The organism is Agromyces excoecariae, from assembly GCF_051715505.1.
Classification (GTDB): domain Bacteria; phylum Actinomycetota; class Actinomycetes; order Actinomycetales; family Microbacteriaceae; genus Agromyces.
The window spans coordinates 1-19,444 of the sequence record NZ_JBPSLA010000010.1 but is presented as its reverse complement, the minus strand read 5'-3'; the positions used below and the strand labels follow the sequence as shown (position 1 = coordinate 19,444).

Below are 19,444 nucleotides of genomic sequence, written 5' to 3'. Positions count from 1 at the left end.
TCATCGAGTCGTGACGCGGGGGTGTCCCGACGGAGTGGGCCCCGCTGCCATGCTGATGCCGACGGTTCCCCACCGCCCTACCAGAAGGAGAATCCGTTGACCACACGACCCACGCACGTCCGGGCACTCGCGATGACCGCGATGCTGGTCGTGTGCGCCGCGCTCGCGGCGTGCACGACGCCCGCTCCCGCACCGGAGCCGCCGGTGCCGGCGGTCCGCGAGGCCGACCCGGTGCCCACCGAGGACGCGACGGCGGAGCCGGCGGTCGCCGCGATCGTGGCTCGTCCTGAGGCGCTCGAACTCCGCGACGCCGGCGGCGCCGTGGTCGCGACGTACGACTACCTCGGGGACCCGCGGGCGGCGATCGACGCCGTCACCGAGCTGCTGGGGGAGGCCCCGGTCACCGAGGACCACCCCGGGAGCAGCCATTTCCCGCCGAACACCGCCCATCGCTGGGAGTCGCTCGTCCTCTGGGAGCAGCGGCGCGACGATCGCTGGGCGAACGTGGAGTACTCGCTGTTCAGTCCGCGCTTCCTCGTCGAGTTCACCGGACCGAGCGCGTTCGGCATCGAGCTCACGACGACGCAGGGGATCCACGCGGGCGAGCCGTGGCCGGAGCTCCTGGCCGAGCCGGGCCTCACGACGAACCCCTCCGGGTGCTCCGGGTCGTACCTCGAGGCCGTCGAGGTGACCGGCGTGAACCCCGATGGCGGGGCGTACTCGGTGCCGGTCGTCGTGGATTTCCGCCCTTCCGCCGATGACGCCGTCATCGCCCGGATCGGCGCACCCGTCCCCGCGTTGGACGGCTGCGCGTAGCCGGTCTCGCCGGATCGGCCGTCGGTCTCGCATCATCGAGCCATCCGTTCGATGGAGGCGACCCCCAGCGGCCCGGAAGTAGACTCGGGCACGTGCCTGCAGTGAATCTCGGAATGCCCAAGGTCCCCGAAGTACTGGCCCCTCGACGCAAGTCGCGCCAGATCAAGGTGGGCAAGGTGCTCGTCGGCGGAGACGCGCCGGTGAGCGTGCAGTCGATGACGACGACGCCGACGCCGAACATCAACGCGACCCTGCAGCAGATCGCGGAGCTCACCGCCTCGGGTTGCGACATCGTCCGCGTCGCCGTGCCGAGCCGCGACGACGCCGAGGCGCTGCCGATCATCGCGAAGAAGAGCCAGATCCCGGTCATCGCTGACATCCACTTCCAGCCGAACTACGTCTACGCGGCGATCGATGCGGGCTGTGCCGCGGTCCGGGTGAACCCGGGCAACATCCGCAAGTTCGACGACCAGGTCGCCGAGATCGCGCGCCGGGCGAAGGCGGCGGATGTCTCGATCCGCATCGGCGTCAACGCCGGGTCACTCGACCCGCGCCTGCTCGAGAAGTACGGCAAGGCGACCCCCGAGGCGCTCGTCGAGTCGGCCGTGTGGGAGGCGAGCCTCTTCGAGGAGCACGACTTCCACGACTTCAAGATCTCGGTCAAGCACAACGACCCGATCGTCATGGTGAAGGCGTACCGCATGCTCGCCGAGCGGGGCGACTGGCCGCTGCACCTCGGCGTCACCGAGGCCGGCCCCGCGTTCCAGGGCACGATCAAGTCGGCGACCGCGTTCGGCATCCTGCTCTCCGAGGGCATCGGCGACACCATCCGCGTCTCCCTCTCCGCCCCGCCGGTCGAGGAGGTCAAGGTCGGCCTGCAGATCCTGCAGTCGCTGAACCTCCGCGAGCGCAAGCTCGAGATCGTCTCGTGCCCGTCGTGCGGGCGCGCGCAGGTCGACGTCTACAAGCTCGCGAACGACGTGACCGACGGCCTCGAGGGCATGAGCGTGCCGCTCCGCGTCGCCGTCATGGGCTGCGTCGTCAACGGACCCGGCGAGGCCCGCGAGGCCGACCTCGGCGTGGCATCGGGCAACGGCAAGGGCCAGATCTTCGTCAAGGGCGAGGTCATCAAGACCGTGCCCGAGGCCGAGATCGTCGAGACCCTCATCGCCGAGGCGAACCGCATCGCCGCCGAGATGGGCTCCGACGCGCCGGTCGGCTCGCCGACGGTCGTCACCCCGTAGGGAGGGACCCCGCACACGCAAGGCCCTGTCGGGCGGCGCGCAGCTCGGATACCGTCGAGGCCGACGGCGCAGGGGGCGCCGAGGGGAGGAATCGCGATGAGCGGAGACGGTTACGAGTACCCCGACGAGGCCGGGTATCCGGACGGCACGGGCACGTTGTACGAAGGCACCGACGAGGCGCCGTCGGCGGGCGGCGACCAGCCCGATGAGGCCGACCGGGCGGAGGTCGAGCTGAACGAGTTCGCGATGGAGGACGAAGAGGACCTCGACGGGAACGTCTGATCGTACGGCGAGGGGTCGATCGAGCGGCGCGCCCGCGGCATCCGCCCTGCATAGAATCGTCGGGTGCCCACACGCCTGACGAACTTCTTCCTCCGCACGCTCCGCGAAGACCCGGCCGACGCCGAGGTCGCGAGCCACAAGCTGCTCGTGCGCGCCGGCTACATCCGGCGCCAGGCTCCGGGCGTGTTCGCGTGGCTGCCGCTCGGCCTGCGGGTGAAGGCGAAGATCGAGCGGGTCGTCCGCGAGGAGATGGAGGCCGCCGGGGCGCACGAGGTGCACTTCCCGGCGCTGCTGCCCCGCGAGCCCTACGAGCAGACCGGCCGCTGGACCGAGTACGGCGACGCCCTCTTCCGGCTGAAGGACCGCAAGGAGGCCGACTACCTCCTCGCGCCCACGCATGAGGAGGTCTTCACCCTGCTCGTGAAGGACCTGTACTCGTCGTACAAGGAACTGCCGCTCACGATCTACCAGATCCAGGACAAGTACCGCGACGAGGCGCGCCCGCGCGCGGGCCTGCTGCGCGGCCGCGAGTTCACCATGAAGGACGCGTACTCGTTCGACGTCTCCGACGCCGGACTCGACGCGAGCTACCAGGCGCAGCGCGACGCGTACGAGCGCATCTTCACGCGGCTCGGCCTCGAGTACGTCATCGTCAAGGCGGATGCCGGCGCCATGGGCGGCTCGAAGAGCGAGGAGTTCCTGCACCCCACGCCCGTCGGGGAGGACACGTTCGTCCGCTCGGCCGGCGGATACGCGGCCAACGTCGAGGCGTTCACGACGGTCGCGCCCGAGCCGATCCCGTTCGACGGCCTGCCCCCCGCCGAGGTGCTCGACTCGCCGAACACGCCGACGATCGCGACGCTCGTCGACCTCGCGAACCTCGAGTACCCGCGTCCCGACGGTCGGGACTGGACCGCCGCCGACACCCTGAAGAACGTGGTGCTCGCGCTCACGCACCCCGACCACACCCGCGAGATCGTCGTCGTCGGCATCCCGGGCGACCGCGAGGTCGACGCCAAGCGCGTCGAGGTGGCGTTCGCCCCGGCCGAGGTCGAGGCGGCGACCGAGGAGGACTTCGCGAAGAACCCCGGCCTCGTCAAGGGCTACATCGGCCCGTGGTCGCCCGACGGCGCAGTGCTCGGCGCCGAGTCGTCGACCGGCATCCGCTACCTCGTCGACCCGCGCATCGTCGACGGCACCGAGTGGATCACGGGCGCCAACCTCGACGAGAAGCACGTGTTCGGGCTCGTCGCCGGACGCGACTTCGTCGCGGACGGGACCATCGAGGCGGCGAACGTGCGCGAGGGCGACCCGGCGCCGGATGGCTCCGGACCCGTCGAGCTTGCGCGCGGCATGGAGATCGGCCACGTCTTCCAGCTCGGCCGCAAGTACGCCGAAGCGCTCGGCCTCAAGGTGCTCGACGAGAACGGCAAGCTCGCGACCGTCACCATGGGCTCCTACGGCATCGGCGTGACCCGCATCCTGGCGATCATCGCCGAGCTCAACAACGACGACAAGGGCCTCGTCTGGCCGGCCGCGGTCGCGCCGTTCGACGTGCACGTGCTCGCGACCGGCAAGGACCAGGCGGCGTTCGACGCCGCGGAGCGCGTCGTCGCCGACCTGGAGGCCGCCGGACTCGACGTCCTCTTCGACGACCGACCCAAGCTCTCGCCGGGCGTGAAGTTCGCCGACGCCGAGCTCATCGGCGTGCCGACGATCGTGATCGCCGGCCGCGGCGTCGCCGACGGCGTCGTCGAGGTCTGGGATCGCGCGACGGGCGACCGTACGAGCGTCCCGATCGACGGCGTGCGCGCGGCGCTCGGGCGCTGATCGTCTCCTCCTGACGCGGCGAGGGCCGGTGCGGATGCCCCGCACCGGCCCTCGCGCGTTCCCGCCGCCGTCTCACATGCGCGCGTACTTGGAACGGGCGAAGCAGTAGGCGCCGTAGACGATCAGCCCGGCGCCGACGAGCCAGAGCACGACCGTCCCGAAGGGCAGGTCGGCGAGGCTCTTCAACGCGGCGTCGAGGCCACCGGCCTTCTCGGGGTCGTTGGTGAGCGAGGCGACGACCCAGAGCACGCCGACGACGCCGACCGCGATGCCCTTGGCGATGTAGCCGACCGTGCCGAGCGTGAGCACGCCCTTCCGCATCGGATCGGACGGCAGGGAGAGGTGCTTCGCGAAGCGCTGGGTCGCGCCCCGGTAGACGAACGCGATGCCCACTCCGACGATCGCGAGCCCGACCAGGACCAGGAGGAAGACGCCGCCGGGAGCCGCGAGGACCTGGGCGCTGAGCGACTGCGACGACTGGTCGGAGTCGGAACGGCCGCCGAGCGCGTACACGAGGGACGTGATGCCGATCGAGATGTACGCGATGGCGGTCCCGACGTACTTGACGCGGTGCCCCCATTTCTTCTTCGTGTCGGGGTCGCGCTCGAGGAACGCCTCGGTGACCTGCCAGATCGCGAGGGCGAACAGGCCGAGCGCGATGACCCAGAGGAGCACCACGCCGAAGGGGAGGCTCGACACCTGCTGCATCGCACCGCTCTGGTCGGCCTCGCCGCCGGCGCCCTGCGCGACGGAGATCGCGATGCCGCCGATGACGATGTGCACGATGCCGAGCACGACGAAGCCGACGCGCGCGGCGATCTCGAAGGCACGGGAGTTCTGCGCCGCGGTGGCCGCGGCCTTGCCTCTATCGGTCATCATCCGCACAGCGTATCCGCGCTGGAGTCCGGCGCGTCAGGCCCCCGCCCGTGCTTGCGCGGGGCGGATCCCGAGTGCTATCGCCCGCGCGGGCCCGATCGACCGGTTCGAGCGGCGTCCGTCCGCCGTTCACCCCGCGGACGCCGGCGCGTCGATCGCCGGTCACCCCGGACCGACAGGCTCGGCGCGTCCCTCCGGCCCGACGCGCGGGTCGTCCGCGCACTGAACGAGGAGCATCATGACCATCCCCGAACTCCGCCTCACCCCGGTCTCGCACGCGATCGGCAAGCGGTCGCCCGTGACCTGCCGGCTGAAGTGCGCCGACGCGTGCCTCGGTCCCGAGTGCAACACGTCCTCGAACGCCCACTTCCGCGACATCGCCTCGCAGGCCATCTCGCGTCGTTCGGTGCTCGGCCTCGGCGTCGCCGGCGCCGTCGGCCTCGTGGTCGGCGGTGCCGCCGGCGGCGATGCTGCGCCCGCGTTCGCGGCGAGGCCGGGAACCGCCGGACTCGCGTTCACCCCGATCGCGCCGGTCGACCGGACCGTCGACGCCTTCACCGTCCCGGCCGGATATCGCTGGCAGCCGATCATCCGCTGGGGCGACCCGCTGTTCTCGTCGGTCCCGGCGTTCGACTTCGAGAACCAGACCGCCGAGGCCCAGGCCGGGCAGTTCGGCTACAACAACGACTACCTCGACATCATCGCCGACCCGAGCGGCAAGACCGGCGTGCTCGTCACCAACCACGAGTACGTGAACCCCGACATCATGTTCGCCGCGACCGCCGACCCCGAGGAGCGTCGCCGCCGCGGCGAGGTCTACAAGGCGGCGATGGGCATGGCCGTCGTCGAGGTGAGGCGCCGCCGCGTCGGCGACCCGTGGGAGTACGTGGTGGACGGCCGGCGCAGCCGTCGGCTCACGGTCGAGTCCACCTTCGAGCTCACCGGCCCCGCCGCCGGATCCGACCTCGTGAAGACCGCCGCCGACCCGGAGGGGCGCTGGGTGAAGGGCACCCTCGGCAACTGCGCCGGCGGCACGACGCCGTGGGGCACGGTGCTCTCGGGCGAGGAGAACTTCAACGGCTACTTCGCGTGGGCGGCCGACACCGCCGAGCAGCGGCGCTACAGCGCCAGCTCGACCACCTCGACCGAGACCGGCTGGGAGCAGTACGACGGGCGCTTCGACGCGCACGACCCGGCGTACGTCAACGAGCCCAACCGGTTCGGGTGGGTCGTCGAGATCGACCCCGACGACCCGACGTCGACGCCGAAGAAGCACACCGCGATGGGACGCTTCAAGCACGAGGGCGCCAACGTCACGATCGCCGAGGACGGCCGGGTCGTTGCCTACATGGGCGACGACGAACGCAACGACTACCTCTACAAGTTCGTCTCGAAGGGGCGCTACACCGCGTCGACGTCCACGGGCGCGCGGAAGAGGAACATGGCCCTCCTCAGCGAGGGCGACCTCTTCGTCGCGCGCTTCTCGGGCAACTCGCCCGCGGGCGAGATCACCGGGGCCGGCGCGCTTCCTTCCGACGGCGCGTTCGACGGCACCGGCGAGTGGATCGCGCTCACCCGCGGCGGCGAGAGCGTCGTGCCCGGCATGACGACCGAGCAGGTGCTCGTCTACACGCGGCTCGCCGCAGACCTCATGGGCGCCACGAAGATGGACCGACCGGAGGACGTCGAGCCGAACCCGCTCACGGGCAAGGTGTACCTCGCGCTGACGAACAACAGCCGCCGCACGGTCGCGACCCTGGACGAGGTCAACCCGATCACGGGCAACCGGTACGGCCACGTCGTCGAGCTCACGGAGACCTCGGGCCAGGCCGGCGAGACGTTCGGCTGGAGCATCCTGCTCCTCTGCGGCGACCCGGCGGTGACCGACTACACCTACTTCGCCGGCTTCCCGAAGGAGCTCGTCTCGCCGATCTCGTGCCCGGACAACGTCGCGTTCGACTCCGAGGGCAACCTCTGGATCTCGACCGACGGCGCACCGAGCACGATCGGGTACAACGACGGCCTGTTCCGGGTGCCGCTCGAGGGCGACCAGCGCGGCAACGTGCAGCAGTTCCTCTCGGTGCCCCGCGAGGCCGAGACGTGCGGGCCGGTCATCCACGACCGCGAGGGCCTCGTCTTCGTCGCGGTCCAGCACCCCGGCGAGAACGGCTCGGTCGGCGCGCAGACGTCGTACTTCCCCGACTACGTCGGGGCGCACTCGGGCGACCGCGTCGCCGCACCGCGACCGTCGGTCGTGCAGGTCTGGAGGGGCTGAGCGACCCGATCCCGGGGCGGGGGGGGGGGGGGGGGGGGGCGGCCCCCCCCCCCCCCCCCCCCCCTCGCCCAGGCGGCGGCGCCGCGTGGCCCCCGCGGCGCGCCGACCAGTGCGACGCCGACCGCGGAGAGCACCGCGAACGCGGCGTCCGGGATCCAGGTGCCGAGCGCCGCGACGTGCCAGACGAAGAAGAGCGGGAAGGCCCAGAGTCCGGCACGCACGACCCGGGAGTCGATCCCGCCGATCACGGCGGTGATGCCGAGCACTGCGGCGAGCACGCCGAACGAGGCGATGAGCACCGTCGCCGACGACGGGAACGGATCCTCCTCGACGAGCGTCGACGACGCGATCACCCCGGCGAGTGCGAAGAGGGCGATGAGGACGCCCTGCCCGATCCGGACGCGCGCGCCGCGACGCCCGGGATGGTCGGGGCCGGCTGCCCCACGGGCGTCCGGACGTGCGCCGCCGGTGCCCTCGAGGTCGGTCTGGGCACTGGACATGTCGATTCCCCTCTCGTGACCGCGCACCACGCGGCGGTCTGCGCTTCCGGGTCGCTCCCGGCGAGGCCAGCCAATCGCGGCCCGCCGCAGGGTCGCACTGCGGTGGACCGTACGACCGCTGCGGTCGACCGCACGATCGTCCGCGTTCGATCGGTGGGATACTGCGGGCATGCCCCGGATGCGATCGGCGATCGGCGCGGTGGTGCTCGCCGCGACGGCCGCCGCCGCGCTGGTCGTGGTGGTGGTCGCGGCCCCGCTCCCGCTCGCCGAGTCCGGCCCCACGCTCGTCGTCCCGGTGATGTTCGTGCTCGCCGGGCTCCTCGGCCCGATCTGGCGGGGGAGCGCGTTCACGTGCGCTGCCGTCGCCGGGATCGGGACGCTGCACCTCGTGGCCCTGGCCGCCTCGGCGCTCGCGCTGGCCGATCCGGGATCGGGCCTCGCCTGGCACGTCGCCTCCCAGGTCGCCTTCGTCGCCGGATTCGGCCTGCTCGTGCCCCTCGCGGCCGGCTACCCCGGCGGTCCGGTTCCGCCGTGGTCGCTCGTCGTCCTCGGTTCCGGCATGGCGATCCCGGTGCTCGCCGCGTTCGCCGGATCGACTCCGGCGGTCCTCGACGGCATCACGATGCTCGGACCGGTCGCCGAGGTCCTGCCCGGCTGGATCGCCTCCGCGAGCGCGATCGTGTTCCTGCTCCCCGCGGCATCCGTCGTCGTCGGCGTCATCAGGCTCGTGCGGGGCGACCGGGCGTTGCGTCGTCGGCTCGCCTGGCCGCTCGCGGCGCTCGCCGCGATGGCCGCGGTCGTCGCCGTCGGCGCCGCGTTCCAGTCGACCGCGGCGGGACTCACGACAGCCCTGTTCCTCGCCTCGTCGCCGCTCGTGCCGGTCGGCCTGATCGCCGGCGCCCGCGCGGACGACGACGCCGATGCGGACGCGGAGGCCCGGAGGCTGCGGCGGGAGCTCCAGGCGATCGCCGTGCGACTCGAGGCCGCGTCGCGCGCCCTTCCTGGGGAGCCGGCGGGGGCTGCGGGGTCGCCCGCGGCCGGTTCGGACGGTCGGAGCGGTGGCGCAACCGCGGGCGCGCCCGACCCGCGGTTGGCTCGCCTGACCGAGCGCGAGGCCGCGGTGCTCGCGCTCGTGGCGGCGGGTCGCTCCAACCCGGCGATCGCACGAGAACTGCACGTGTCGCTCTCGGCCGTGGAGAAGCACGTCAACGCGATCTTCCAGAAGCTCGAGCTGCAGCCCGGGCCCGACACGCACCGCCGCGTCGCGGCGAGCCTCGCCTACCTGCGCGATCGGCGCTGAGCGGCGGGCCGGATACCCGTGGTTTCCACACGGATAGCGAACGGATAGCGCCCCGATGCAGCCTCGGAGCACGAGAGGGAGCACGCACCGCGCTCCCCGGCGGAGGTCGACGATCACCTGCCGCCCGCTCAAGAGTTCGAGAGGTGGAGAGAAGGATGTTCGCACCGAGCATTGATCGCAGGGCCGTGCACCGGCGCGCCGCGGGAGCGGCGATGGCCGCAGCTCTGCTGCTCACCGGATGCGCCACGGCGGGCCAGGGCGGACAGCCCTCGGTGACCGCCGACGCCGGATCCGAGCCGGTCGCCGAGGCCTCCTGGGACGACCCGATCTGGGAGGCCTACGGCGAGGAGGGGGAGTTCGTCGAGGAGATCGACGGCGTCGCCGACGACTTCCCCGCGCAGTTCCCGCTCCCGGACGGGGAACTCGTCTACTCCGCCGTGGCTCCCGGGGTCTTCGACATGATCTTCGAGACCGACGAGCCGGAGCAGGCGCAGGAGCTGGCCGCGCGGATCGGCGAGATCGTTCCGCAGGTCTCGAACGGGCCCCTCCGCGGCGGTGACGAGGGCGAGCACTGGGGCTTCTCCGACGACGACTTCGTCGTCGCGCTCGAGATGCGACCGGGCCCCGTCCCGCCGCCGATGGTGGCCATCACCGTCCTCGAGCGGTGACCCGACCCCGTTGACGTGTCCGTCGCACCGACCCACACTGCCATCATGACCGTGTGCGTGCTCGGTCCCCTCGACACCGGCGGGCCGGCGCTGAGCCCGAGGGAGCGGACCGTCCTGTCCGCCCTGGTCGTGCGGCGCGCGCGGCCGGTGTCGCCGGACGAACTCGCCGACGCATGCTGGGGTGAGCGGCTCCCGAAGACTTGGACGCAGCAGGTCCAGAACGCGATAGCCAGGATCCGCTCGCGTCTCGGAAGGGACGCCGTGCTCACGGTCGGCGGCCGCTACCGACTCGGCATTCCGGATGACGCGGTCGACGCCGTGACGTTCGAGCGCGAGGTCTCCCGTGCGCGGCGATTCGGGTTGGAGGGCGCGCACGACCGCGCCGCTGCCGCCTATCGCCGCGCGCTCGACCTGTGGCGAGGCGACCCCTACCCGGACGTCCCCGACTGGCCGCCCGCTCGCGTCGAGGCGGCCCGCCTCGCCGAGATCCACGACGACGCCGAGGAGGAGTTGCTCGATTCGCGACTCCGGCTGGGCGAGGACTCGGCGGTCATCCCGGATGCCGAGCGGATGGTGCGAGAGGCGCCGTTGCGCGAGCACCGCTGGGCTGTCCTCGCCCTCGCGAACTACCGTGCCGGGCGCCAGGCCGAGGCGGTCGGGGTCCTCCGATCCGCCCGCGTGCGGATCGTGGAGGAGCTGGGGCTCGACCTCGGTGACGAGCTCCGCGGCCTCGAGGTCGACATCCTCCGCCACGACCCCGCACTCGAGCCGGAGGTCGGACCCCCGGGCGGGCGGCCGGGCGGCGCGGAGGAGTCGTGCCCGTACCGCGGACTCGTCGCCTACGACGTCGACGATGCGGCGGTGTTCTTCGGACGCGATCGCGACATCGGGGCGATCCTCGCCCGCGTCCGGCCCGGTGCGGTCGTCACGATCGTGGGCCCGAGCGGGTCGGGCAAGTCCTCGGTGCTGCGTGCCGGCGTGGTGCCGCGGCTGCGCGAGCTGGGCCGCAGCGTGGTCGTCATCACTCCGGACGAGTCGGGCCTGGCCGAGCTTCGCGACACGGTCTCGGGCGAGCCGGTCACGCTCGCGGTGGACCAGGCGGAGGAACTGCTCGAACTGCCGGACGACGAGCTGCGCGAGCTCGGCGCGCTCATCCGCTCGTGGCTCGATGCCGGCGGCAGCATGGTCCTCACGCTCCGCTCCGACTTCCTGGACCGGGCCAGCGCGGTCCCGGCGATCGGCGCCGAGCTCGGGCACGACGTGTACGCCCTCGCCCCGATGGACGAGGGCGGACTCCGTCTCGCGTGCACCGGGCCCGCGGAGGCCGCGGGTCTCTCGCTCGAGACCGGCCTGGTCGAGGTGATCCTCCGCGACGCCGGGAGTCGCTCCGCCATCCTCCCGGCGCTGTCCCACGCACTCGCGGCGACTTGGGGCCGTCGCGACGGCGCGACCCTCACCCTCGAGGGATACGACGCCGTCGGCGGGATCGCCGGCGCGATCGCCGGTTCCGCCGAGCAGGTCTTCGGCGCCCTCGGCACGGAGGGTCGGGAGGTCTGCCGCTCGCTCATGATGCGACTCGTCGAGCGCACCCCCGAGGGCGCGACCGTCCGACGCCGCGTGCCGCTGGAGACGCTCGCCGACGGGGCCACACGTCGCGCCGTCGTCGAGTCCCTCGTCGCGGCGAGGCTGGTCACGATCGACCGCGACTCCGCGATCATCGCCCACGAGGCCGTCGGTCGGGCCTGGCCGCGGCTGGACGCCTGGCTCGACGAGGATGCCGGTGACGCGCGGATGCTGCGCCGGACCGAAGCCGCCGCTGCCGCGTGGGACGCCGCCGGACGGCCCGACGACGAGCTCATGCGCGGTGCGAGCCTGCAGGCGACCGTGGAATGGCGCCAACGCGCCGCTCCCGAGCTCACGAGCGCCGAGTCCGACTACGTGGCGGCGTCGCTCGCCGCGCACCGCGACGAGGTGCGGGAGCTGGAGGAGCGCGCAGAACGGGAGCGGGCGAGCAACCGCAGGCTGCGCGTCGCCTTCGCGGCGTCGGCGATCCTCGCGGTGATCGCCGTCATCGCCTCGGGCGTGGCGGTCGTCCGGAGTGCGGACGCCGAGGCCGCCGCCGAGGAGGTCCGCATCGAAGCGCTCGCCTCGACGGCGTCGAGCCCGGCGACGGATCGGGAGGTCGCGGCGCTCGTGGCGGCGGAGGTCCAACGTCGCTGGCCCGAGGACCCGCGTGCCAGGATCGCGCTGGAGGGTGCCCTCGGCAATGCGGACGGGTTGGTGCGCACGATGCGGTTCCCCGATGCCGTGAGCGTCGCCGCGGCGGTCGTCCCCGGAACCCGCACGGCCCTCGTCGCCGTCGATCCGGCCGCGGAGGGCGGTGAGGCCGGCTCCGGCCCCGCCGCGATGATCCTCGACCTCAGCACGGGCGAGGTCGTGCGCGAACTGGACGTGGACCTGACCTCCCTCGGGGGCGAGACGGCGCGCAGCGTGAGCCGTTCGGTCGCCCCGCACCGCCAGGTGATCGTCAGCGAGGACGGGTCGACGGCGCTGATCCACACCCGTCGCGCCTCGTCGACCGAGCCGGAGTCCTGCTGCGTGAGCGATCTCGTCGGGGTGCCCCTCCGGTCGAGCGGGTTCGCCCTCGAGGCCACGACGCTGGACGTGGATCTCGCCGATCGCCCGGTCCTCGCCCGCGACGGCCGCGCCGCCTACCTGCTCCTGCGGGGCGCCGGCGGGCCGGCGATGATCGAGCTGACGACCGGCCGCCTCGTCGACTCTCCCGAGGTTGTCGCGGCGTCCCAGCCGGGGATCGGCCTCCAGCGGCTCGCGCTCGTCGACGACCGGGTGTACGGCGGCGCCCGCGACCACCTCCGTGTCTACGACGCCGAAACGCTCGCGCTCACCGAGGTCATCGACCTTCCCGTCGACGGGAATCTCTCGATGACCTCGCTGCTGCTGGCGTCGGACGGGAGCGGCGGGCTCTTGGCGATGTCCTCCGACCGGGCGGCTCGGATCCGCGTGCCATCGGGTGACGTGGACTGGGTGCGGACGGCCCTCCGATGCCGGACGGTCCTCGTCCCGTCGGCATCGGGCTTCCTCTGCAGCCGCGTCGACGGGATCTGGTCGTACGACCTCGACAGCGGGCAGCCGCTCCGCCGGGTCCTGGAGCCGCTTCCGTCGTGGACGTCCACGATGGATCGGGTCGTCGGCGCCTCCGAGATCGTGACCGTCACGCGCGATCCCGCCACCATCCGGCGTTGGCGACCGGACGGCGGAATCGCCGCCCGCGACGTCGACGCGATGCGCGACGCGGCGTGCGCGCTCGCGTCGCGCCAGCTCACGAGGACCGAATGGGCGGACCACTTCGGTGACGAGCCGTACCGGCGCACCTGCCCCGACCTGCCCTGACCGGCCGCACTCGCCGGTTCACGAGAGCGCGACCGCCTTCGCCGCTCGCTCGCCCGACTCGACCGCTCCGTTCAGGAACCCGAAGTAGTACACGCTCGTGTGCTCTCCGGCGAAGTGCACGTTGCCCTCCGGCACCGCGGCAACGCCGAAGAGCTCGGTGTACTGCCCCGGTCGCTGGCACGTGTACGCGCCCTTGGACCACGGGTTGGCCCACCAGAAGTCGCGGTAGGAGCGACCGGTGTACGCCCCGGTGACCCCCGGGAAGATCGGCTCGAGCTGGGCCAGGTAGGCGTTGACCTGCGCGGCCGGGGCGATGCCGAACGGGTCGCCCTTCCAGGCCTTGACCTGGTCACCGGCGGGGAAGAAGTTGAACACGCCGGCGGGCAGCGGCTGGTCGGCCGTGTCGTCCCACCCGCACTGGAAGCCCTCCTTGTTCGTGTAGGTCGCCCCGCCGTACCCCTGCTCGACCCAGGGCCGATGCGAGAGCTCGACGTGGACCTTCGAGTTCGCGCCCAGGCCGACCTCGGCGATCGCGCGGCGCTTCAGCGCGGAGAAGCCCGATTGCGAGAGGTCGCAATCCTTCAGCGTCGTGAAGGGCAGCGCCAGGATCGCGCGGTCGGCGACGACGTCGAGCGTCGAGTTGCCCGAGCGGAAGCTCAGTCGCACCGTTCCGTCCGCGAGCTGCGCGACCGCGACGAGTTGGCGGCCGTACTGCACCGTGCCCGCCGGGAGCTGGTCGATCATCCGCGAGACCAGCAGGTCGTTCCCGCCGTGCACGCTGTACTTCTCGTCGGCGCCGTTCACCGGCGAGAGGCTGTTCTGCGAGTTCCAGCCGAGCAGGTACACGAGGTTCAGGGCGGACTGCTCGTGCGGTTCGAGGCCGTACTCGGCCATGACGTTCGACTGCATGAGCTTGGCGAACGGGCTCGCCAGCCCGCCGGGGACCTTCTGCTGCAGCCACTCGTCGACCGTCATGCGGTCGAGCGCGACGCCCGCTGCGGTCTGGGAGTCGTACGTCTGGCAGTAGGGCGCGGCCGCGAGGTCGGACTTGAAGGCCTGGTAGACGGCGCCCCAGTCCTCGTTCGCGTCGTCGTACGGGTAGTCGACGCCGTCGATCCAGTACTTGTCCTCCCAGCCCTGGTAGCTCCCGCCGGCCACCACATCGAGGCTCAAGCCGAGGTTGGCGGCGAGGTTGCGCGTCGCATTGTGGTCGGTGTTGATGAGCGCTCCACCGTGCTCCACGACGAAGCCGTTCGAGAAGTGGTCGCGCAGCGACCAGCAGCGGCCCCCGGCCCGGGTGCTCGCCTCGTACACCGTCGACGGGATGCCCTTGACACGCCACAGCCAGTGCGCGGCGCGGAGCCCCGCGAGGCCGGCACCGACGATCGCCACGCGGGGTGCGCTGGGCTTCGCGGCGCTCGCCATGTTGGCGGGGCCCGCCATCGCCAGCGCGGCTCCGGCTCCGAGTGCGGCGCCGGACCGCAGCAGTGCACGGCGCGAGATCCCCGACGAGCCGGTTCGCTCATCGCGCGCGCGGCCGAGCACGTCGTCGACGGGCACGCCCGTGCGCTCGGATTCGGCGTGGGCGCGGATGATGCGCCCGATGCGCGCCGACGTGGGGGTGGTGCCCATTCGTCCTGCCATGATGAGAGCCTCGCAATCCGGTCGTGAAGTGGGGAGGAGCGCTGCTTAACATGTTGCTTAGTGACATTGAGCAGCAATCCACGCGCGGCGTCAACACCCGGCGGCCGGCGAGGAGGGACCGACGTGGGCGATGAGGGGGTCGGCGAGCAGGTCCGCCGATACCGCAGGGCCCGGCGGATGTCGCAGCGTGCGCTCGGTTCGCAGGCCGGCGTCACCTCGGGGTTCCTGAGCCAGCTCGAGACCGGTCGCGCGAACGCGAGCGTCGCCACGCTCCGACGCCTCGCCGACGCGCTCGGCGTCGCGCTGGGCGACCTCGTGGCGCCCGGGCCCGTGCCCGCGGGCCGCGTGGTCCGCGCCGACCGTCGCCGGAGGTTCTCGGCGAGCGACGGGATGGTCAAGTGGTTCCTCACCGAGCCGCCGCACGGCCACGTCGAGATGTACGCCGTCACGATCGACCCGGGCGGGTCGACGGGCCCCCGGCAGTACCGCCACGGCGACTCGGAGGAGGTCATCCTCGTGACCGGCGGGGCCGTGCGCGTCGAACTCGAGGACGAGGCCTACGAGCTCGGCACGGGCGACAGCATCGTGTTCCCGAGCAGCACCCCGCACCGCGTCGCGAACGTCGGGGACGTCGGTGCCGAGCTCGTGTGGGTGAACTCGCCGCCGACGCCGGAGTGAGCGCGCCGAGCGCGCCTCGGCCCCGCGCTACTCCTCGTGGTGCAGGTGGTCGCGGTGCTTCTCCGCCTGGTGCTTCGCGGTGGGCATGTCGATCGGGCCGGTGACCGATCGCTCGTCGACCCAGCACTCGATGCCGGTGACATCCGGCAGCAGGTCGCGCGTGAAGACGGGATCCCGCCCCTGCCGTCGCTGGTGGGTGTAGTCGCGCAGCAGCCGGAACGCCACTCCGGAGAGCAGTGCGATGGCGATGAGGTTCACGAGCGCCATGAGCCCCATGACCCCGTCGGCGGTGTTCCACACGAGGTCGGATGCGGCGACCGAACCGACGAAGATCGCGACGACGACGAGGGAGCGGTAGGTCGTGAGCAGCCACGGCTTCGGCGAGATGAACTCGATGTTCGACTCCCCGTAGTAGTAGTTGCCGAGGATCGAGCTGAACGCGAGCAGGAACACGATGATCGTCAGCAGGATGCTCGCCCACGGCCCGAGGTTGGCGACCATCGCATCCTGCGTGAGCCCGATGCCGCGCTCGGCGCTCGCGAGGTCGGGATTCGAGACCAGGATGATGAACGCCGTGATCGTGCAGACGAGGAACGTGTCGAAGTAGACCCCGAGGGTCTGCACGAGGCCCTGCTTGACCGGGTGGGTCACCGCGGCGCTCGCGCCCGCGTTCGGGGCCGACCCGAGGCCGGCCTCGTTGGAGAACATGCCGCGCTTGACGCCCGTGAGGATGATGGTGCCGAGCGTCGCGCCGACGACCTCGTTGAACCCGAAGGCCTCGGTGAAGATCGAGGCGAACACCTCGGGCAGTCGCGTGATGTTCAGGGCCACGATGATGAGGCCGACGAGCAGGTACAGCAGCGCCATGAGCGGAACGACCGCCTGCGTGACATGGGCGATGCGGCGGACGCCGCCGAAGACCACGAGCCCGGTGAGCACTGCGAGCACGGCGCCCGCGGTCCAGGCGATCCACTCGCCGCCGCCGTCGGGTGCGACCGCGCCGGTGAGCGACGCGCTGATCGTGTTCGCCTGCAGCGACGAGAACGCGAACGGGAAGCAGACGATGAGGATCACCGCGAAGAGGATGCCGGCCCATCGCGCCTTGAGGCCGCGCTCGATGTAGTACGCGGGACCGCCCCGGAAGCCGTCCTTGTCGTGCACCTTGAAGAGCTGGCCGAGGCTCGACTCGACGAACGCGGAGGCGCCGCCGATGAAGGCCATCAGCCACATCCAGAAGATCGCACCCGGCCCGCCGATCGCGATCGCCGTGCCGACGCCGGCGATGTTGCCGACGCCGACGCGCGACGCCGCCGAGATCGTGAACGCCTGGAACGCGGACACCGACTGCGGCTCGCCCGACTCGTCACGCGGCGTCTTGTCGGTGAGGGTGCGGAACATCTCGGGGATGAGCCGGAACTGCACGACGCCGGAGCGCACCGTGAAGTAGAGGCCGAGGAGGACCACGACGGGCAGCACGATCCAGGTCCAGAGCGTGTCGCCCGCAGCGAGCACGAGGCCGTTGAGCGCATCCATCCCGCAAGCATGGCAGCGGTCCCGAGCGAACCTCGGGAACCGCGCCGGACCGGTACGGCCGGCGTCGGATGGCGGCGCCGGCCGGTGCCGACGGATCCCGAGTCATCCGGTACGCTTGAGTGTTCCGCCCGAGAGGGGGAGGCGGACCGAGAGCTGAATAGAGGAGGCCGTAATGGACATCGACCTCAGCGTGCTCCGCATGATGGAGCGCGAGAAGGAGATCCCGTTCGACGAACTGGTGCAGATCATCGAGCAGGCGATCCTGATGGCCTACCTCAAGCACACCAACCCCGGCCAGCACGGCCATGCGAACCCCAAGGGGGCGCGCGCCCACCTCGACCGGAAGACCGGTCACGTGTCGATCTTCATCCCGGAGCACGACGAGGAGGGCAACGTCATCGGCGAGGCCGAGGACTCCCCGAGCGACTTCGGCCGCATCGCCGCCTTCGCCGCGAAGCAGGTCATCAACCAGCGCCTCCGCGACATCGCCGACGACGCCGTGCTCGGCGAGTTCCGCGGCCGTGAGGGCGACATCGTCGCGGGCATCATCCAGCAGGGCCCGAACCCGCGGATGGTGCACATCGACCTCGGCACCGTCGAGGCCATCCTGCCGCCCGAGGAGCAGGTCCCCGGCGAGGAGTACCCGCACGGCCAGCGCATCCGCGTCTACGTCACGAGCGTCGCCAAGGGCGCGAAGGGCCCCTCGATCACCGTCTCCCGGACTCACCCGGCGCTCGTGCGCAAGCTCTTCGCGCTCGAGGTCCCCGAGATCTCCTCCGGCGTCGTCGAGATCGTCTCGCTCGCCCGCGAGGCCGGCCACCGCACGAAGATCGCCGTCCGGGCGAACCAACCGGGCGTGAACGCCAAGGGCGCCTGCATCGGCGAGCTGGGGCAGCGCGTGCGCGCGGTCACCGCCGAGCTCGGCAGCGAGAAGATCGACATCGTCGACTGGAACGAGGACCTCTCGACGTTCGTCGCGTCGGCCCTCTCGCCGGCGAAGGTGACGAGCGCGTACGTGATCGACGAGGGCACGCGTGCGGTGCGCGCCCTGGTGCCCGACTACCAGCTCTCGCTCGCCATCGGCAAGGAGGGCCAGAACGCCCGCCTCGCGGCCAAGCTCACCGGCGCGAAGATCGACATCCAGCCGGATTCGATCCTCGATCAGGCGTGAGGGCCGCAGCCCGCGCGGGCGGCGGTCGGGAGACGCCCAGCCGGGAGGTGTAGGATGGAGCCCGTCAGAACGTGCATCGGATGCCGTTCGCGCGCCCCGCGGTCCTCACTTCTGAGGGTCGTCGCCCAGCACACCAGAGTCCTCGCCGACACGTCGGCGGTGCTCCCCGGGCGTGGCGCGTGGCTGCATCCGACGCTCGAGTGCTTCCGACTCGCCCAGCGACGCCGCGCCTTCGGGCGCGCGCTTCGCGTGAGCGGCGAGCTGGACACATCCGATGTAGAGAACAGGCTGAACGGCTAATGGACAACTCATGAGCGGCTCGAAATGAGACCCGTCCGCCATTGATGGTCCGCCCCTGTCCCGGGGTCGGACCCGGAACAGGAGAGAAGTGGCTGCCAAACCACGCGTACACGAGATCGCCAGCGAACTCGGCGTCGACAGCAAGGTCGCGCTCGAGAAGCTGAAGGAGATGGGCGAATACGTCAAGGGCCCGTCGTCCTCGATCGAACCCCCCGTCGCACGTCGCCTCCGGGCCGCCCTCGAGGGCGCCGGCGCGGCGAGCAAGCCTGCAGCGGCGCCCAAGCCCGCTGCGGCCAAGCCCGGCCCCAAGCCGGCCCCGAAGCCGGCGGCCGCGCCGCAGGCCGACGCTCCCATGAGCGTCGCCGAGCGCCAGGCCGAGGCCGAGAAGAAGGCGGCGGCCGCGGCCGCCGAGAAGCAGGCCGCGTCCGAGACGACGCCCGCACCGGCACCGGCCGCCGAGGCCCCGGCTGCGTCCGCGCCTCGCCCCGGCGGCGCGCCGAAGCCCGGTGCGCCCAAGCCCGCCGACGTCGCGCGCCCCGGCGCGCCGAAGCCGGGCCAGAGCGCCCCGCGACCGGGCGGTCCCCGCCCCGGTGCGCCGCGCCCGGGCAACAACCCCTATTCCTCCTCGCAGGGCATGGGCCAGCGTCCGAGCCAGCCGCGTCCGGGCAACAACCCGTTCTCGAGCTCGCAGGGCATGGGCCAGCGCCCCACCCCCGGCAACATCCCGCGGCCCCAGCCCCCGCGTCCCGGTTCGCCGCGCCCCGGTGCGCCGCGTCCGGGCGGTGGCGGCGGCGGTCGTCCCGGCGGCTTCCAGCGTCCCGGCGGCGGTGGCGGCGGCCCGCGTCCCGGCGGCGGCGCCGGCGGCGGCTTCCGTCCGGGCGGCGCGCCCGGCGGCGGCTTCGGCGGCCCGCGCCCC

The 19,444-nt window shown here is 72.2% G+C and carries 15 protein-coding genes; 12 read left to right on the top strand and 3 right to left on the bottom strand.

Annotation, left to right across the window (positions count from 1 at the left end):
- Window positions 1–96: 96 nt before the first annotated feature.
- The 4 genes from ACSJD1_RS10155 (at window position 97) to ACSJD1_RS10140 (ending at window position 4,172) form a co-directional block, all read left to right on the top strand.
- Window positions 97–816 carry a hypothetical protein gene (locus ACSJD1_RS10155; protein ID WP_438855192.1) on the top strand — a complete coding sequence of 240 codons (720 nt, stop codon included), beginning with the start codon at window positions 97–99 and terminating at the stop codon, window positions 814–816.
- Window positions 817–929: 113 nt separating this feature from the next.
- Window positions 930–2,060, top strand: coding sequence for a flavodoxin-dependent (E)-4-hydroxy-3-methylbut-2-enyl-diphosphate synthase (gene ispG, locus ACSJD1_RS10150; RefSeq protein WP_438855221.1), 1,131 nt, complete (start codon window positions 930–932; stop codon window positions 2,058–2,060).
- Window positions 2,061–2,156: 96 nt separating this feature from the next.
- On the top strand, window positions 2,157–2,342 hold the full coding sequence (locus ACSJD1_RS10145) for a hypothetical protein (protein WP_438855191.1): 186 nt from the start codon (window positions 2,157–2,159) through the stop codon (window positions 2,340–2,342).
- A 63-nt stretch (window positions 2,343–2,405) separates the two neighbouring features.
- Entirely contained in the window at window positions 2,406–4,172 is a 1,767-nt protein-coding gene (locus tag ACSJD1_RS10140; protein WP_438855190.1) for a proline--tRNA ligase, read from the top strand.
- A 72-nt stretch (window positions 4,173–4,244) separates the two neighbouring features.
- Here ACSJD1_RS10140 and ACSJD1_RS10135 read toward each other — a convergent pair whose 3' ends face one another.
- Entirely contained in the window at window positions 4,245–5,051 is an 807-nt protein-coding gene (locus tag ACSJD1_RS10135) for a DUF1206 domain-containing protein (protein ID WP_353815544.1), read from the bottom strand.
- 235 nt (window positions 5,052–5,286) lie between these two features.
- Between ACSJD1_RS10135 and ACSJD1_RS10130 the strand changes: the two genes are divergently transcribed.
- The 4 genes from ACSJD1_RS10130 (at window position 5,287) to ACSJD1_RS10115 (ending at window position 13,202) form a co-directional block, all read left to right on the top strand.
- A complete protein-coding gene (locus tag ACSJD1_RS10130) occupies window positions 5,287–7,323 on the top strand; it encodes a PhoX family protein (RefSeq protein WP_438855189.1) in 2,037 nt (678 codons plus the stop codon).
- A 669-nt stretch (window positions 7,324–7,992) separates the two neighbouring features.
- The gene (locus ACSJD1_RS10125; RefSeq protein ID WP_438855188.1) at window positions 7,993–9,123 is read left to right on the top strand and encodes a helix-turn-helix transcriptional regulator; all 1,131 of its coding nucleotides are present in this window, start codon (window positions 7,993–7,995) and stop codon (window positions 9,121–9,123) included.
- Between the two features lie 212 nt (window positions 9,124–9,335).
- Entirely contained in the window at window positions 9,336–9,791 is a 456-nt protein-coding gene (locus ACSJD1_RS10120; RefSeq protein ID WP_438855187.1) for a hypothetical protein, read from the top strand.
- A 45-nt stretch (window positions 9,792–9,836) separates the two neighbouring features.
- Window positions 9,837–13,202: an nSTAND1 domain-containing NTPase gene (locus ACSJD1_RS10115; protein ID WP_438855186.1), complete on the top strand. Its 3,366-nt coding sequence runs from the start codon at window positions 9,837–9,839 to the stop codon at window positions 13,200–13,202.
- A gap of 18 nt (window positions 13,203–13,220) precedes the next feature.
- Here the strand turns inward: ACSJD1_RS10115 and ACSJD1_RS10110 are convergent, their stop codons facing one another.
- Window positions 13,221–14,846 (bottom strand): flavin monoamine oxidase family protein, encoded by a 1,626-nt coding sequence (locus tag ACSJD1_RS10110; RefSeq protein ID WP_438855185.1) that lies wholly within the window; start codon window positions 14,844–14,846, stop codon window positions 13,221–13,223.
- A gap of 123 nt (window positions 14,847–14,969) precedes the next feature.
- Between ACSJD1_RS10110 and ACSJD1_RS10105 the strand changes: the two genes are divergently transcribed.
- Window positions 14,970–15,524, top strand: coding sequence for a helix-turn-helix domain-containing protein (locus ACSJD1_RS10105; RefSeq protein ID WP_438855184.1), 555 nt, complete (start codon window positions 14,970–14,972; stop codon window positions 15,522–15,524).
- Between the two features lie 27 nt (window positions 15,525–15,551).
- Here the strand turns inward: ACSJD1_RS10105 and ACSJD1_RS10100 are convergent, their stop codons facing one another.
- Entirely contained in the window at window positions 15,552–17,057 is a 1,506-nt protein-coding gene (locus ACSJD1_RS10100; RefSeq protein WP_438855183.1) for an alanine/glycine:cation symporter family protein, read from the bottom strand.
- Window positions 17,058–17,229: 172 nt separating this feature from the next.
- Between ACSJD1_RS10100 and nusA the strand changes: the two genes are divergently transcribed.
- From nusA to ACSJD1_RS10085, 3 genes are all read left to right on the top strand, one after another.
- On the top strand, window positions 17,230–18,228 hold the full coding sequence (gene nusA / locus ACSJD1_RS10095) for a transcription termination factor NusA (RefSeq protein WP_438855182.1): 999 nt from the start codon (window positions 17,230–17,232) through the stop codon (window positions 18,226–18,228).
- 54 nt (window positions 18,229–18,282) lie between these two features.
- Window positions 18,283–18,528 (top strand): YlxR family protein, encoded by a 246-nt coding sequence (locus tag ACSJD1_RS10090; protein WP_400993617.1) that lies wholly within the window; start codon window positions 18,283–18,285, stop codon window positions 18,526–18,528.
- 88 nt (window positions 18,529–18,616) lie between these two features.
- On the top strand, window positions 18,617–19,444 hold an 828-nt coding region (locus ACSJD1_RS10085), incomplete at its 3' end, for a translation initiation factor IF-2 N-terminal domain-containing protein (RefSeq protein WP_438855181.1).

Coding starts and splice junctions, on each gene's coding strand:
- ACSJD1_RS10110 (WP_438855185.1), bottom strand. CDS start 14,846: ATGGCAGGACGAATGGGCACCACCCCCACGTCGGCGCGCATCGGGCGC.
- nusA (WP_438855182.1), top strand. CDS start 17,230: ATGGACATCGACCTCAGCGTGCTCCGCATGATGGAGCGCGAGAAGGAG.
- ACSJD1_RS10130 (WP_438855189.1), top strand. CDS start 5,287: ATGACCATCCCCGAACTCCGCCTCACCCCGGTCTCGCACGCGATCGGC.
- ispG (WP_438855221.1), top strand. CDS start 930: ATGCCCAAGGTCCCCGAAGTACTGGCCCCTCGACGCAAGTCGCGCCAG.
- ACSJD1_RS10115 (WP_438855186.1), top strand. CDS start 9,837: ATGACCGTGTGCGTGCTCGGTCCCCTCGACACCGGCGGGCCGGCGCTG.
- ACSJD1_RS10135 (WP_353815544.1), bottom strand. CDS start 5,051: ATGATGACCGATAGAGGCAAGGCCGCGGCCACCGCGGCGCAGAACTCC.
- ACSJD1_RS10120 (WP_438855187.1), top strand. CDS start 9,336: ATGGCCGCAGCTCTGCTGCTCACCGGATGCGCCACGGCGGGCCAGGGC.
- ACSJD1_RS10100 (WP_438855183.1), bottom strand. CDS start 17,057: ATGGATGCGCTCAACGGCCTCGTGCTCGCTGCGGGCGACACGCTCTGG.
- ACSJD1_RS10145 (WP_438855191.1), top strand. CDS start 2,157: ATGAGCGGAGACGGTTACGAGTACCCCGACGAGGCCGGGTATCCGGAC.
- ACSJD1_RS10090 (WP_400993617.1), top strand. CDS start 18,283: ATGGAGCCCGTCAGAACGTGCATCGGATGCCGTTCGCGCGCCCCGCGG.
- ACSJD1_RS10125 (WP_438855188.1), top strand. CDS start 7,993: ATGCCCCGGATGCGATCGGCGATCGGCGCGGTGGTGCTCGCCGCGACG.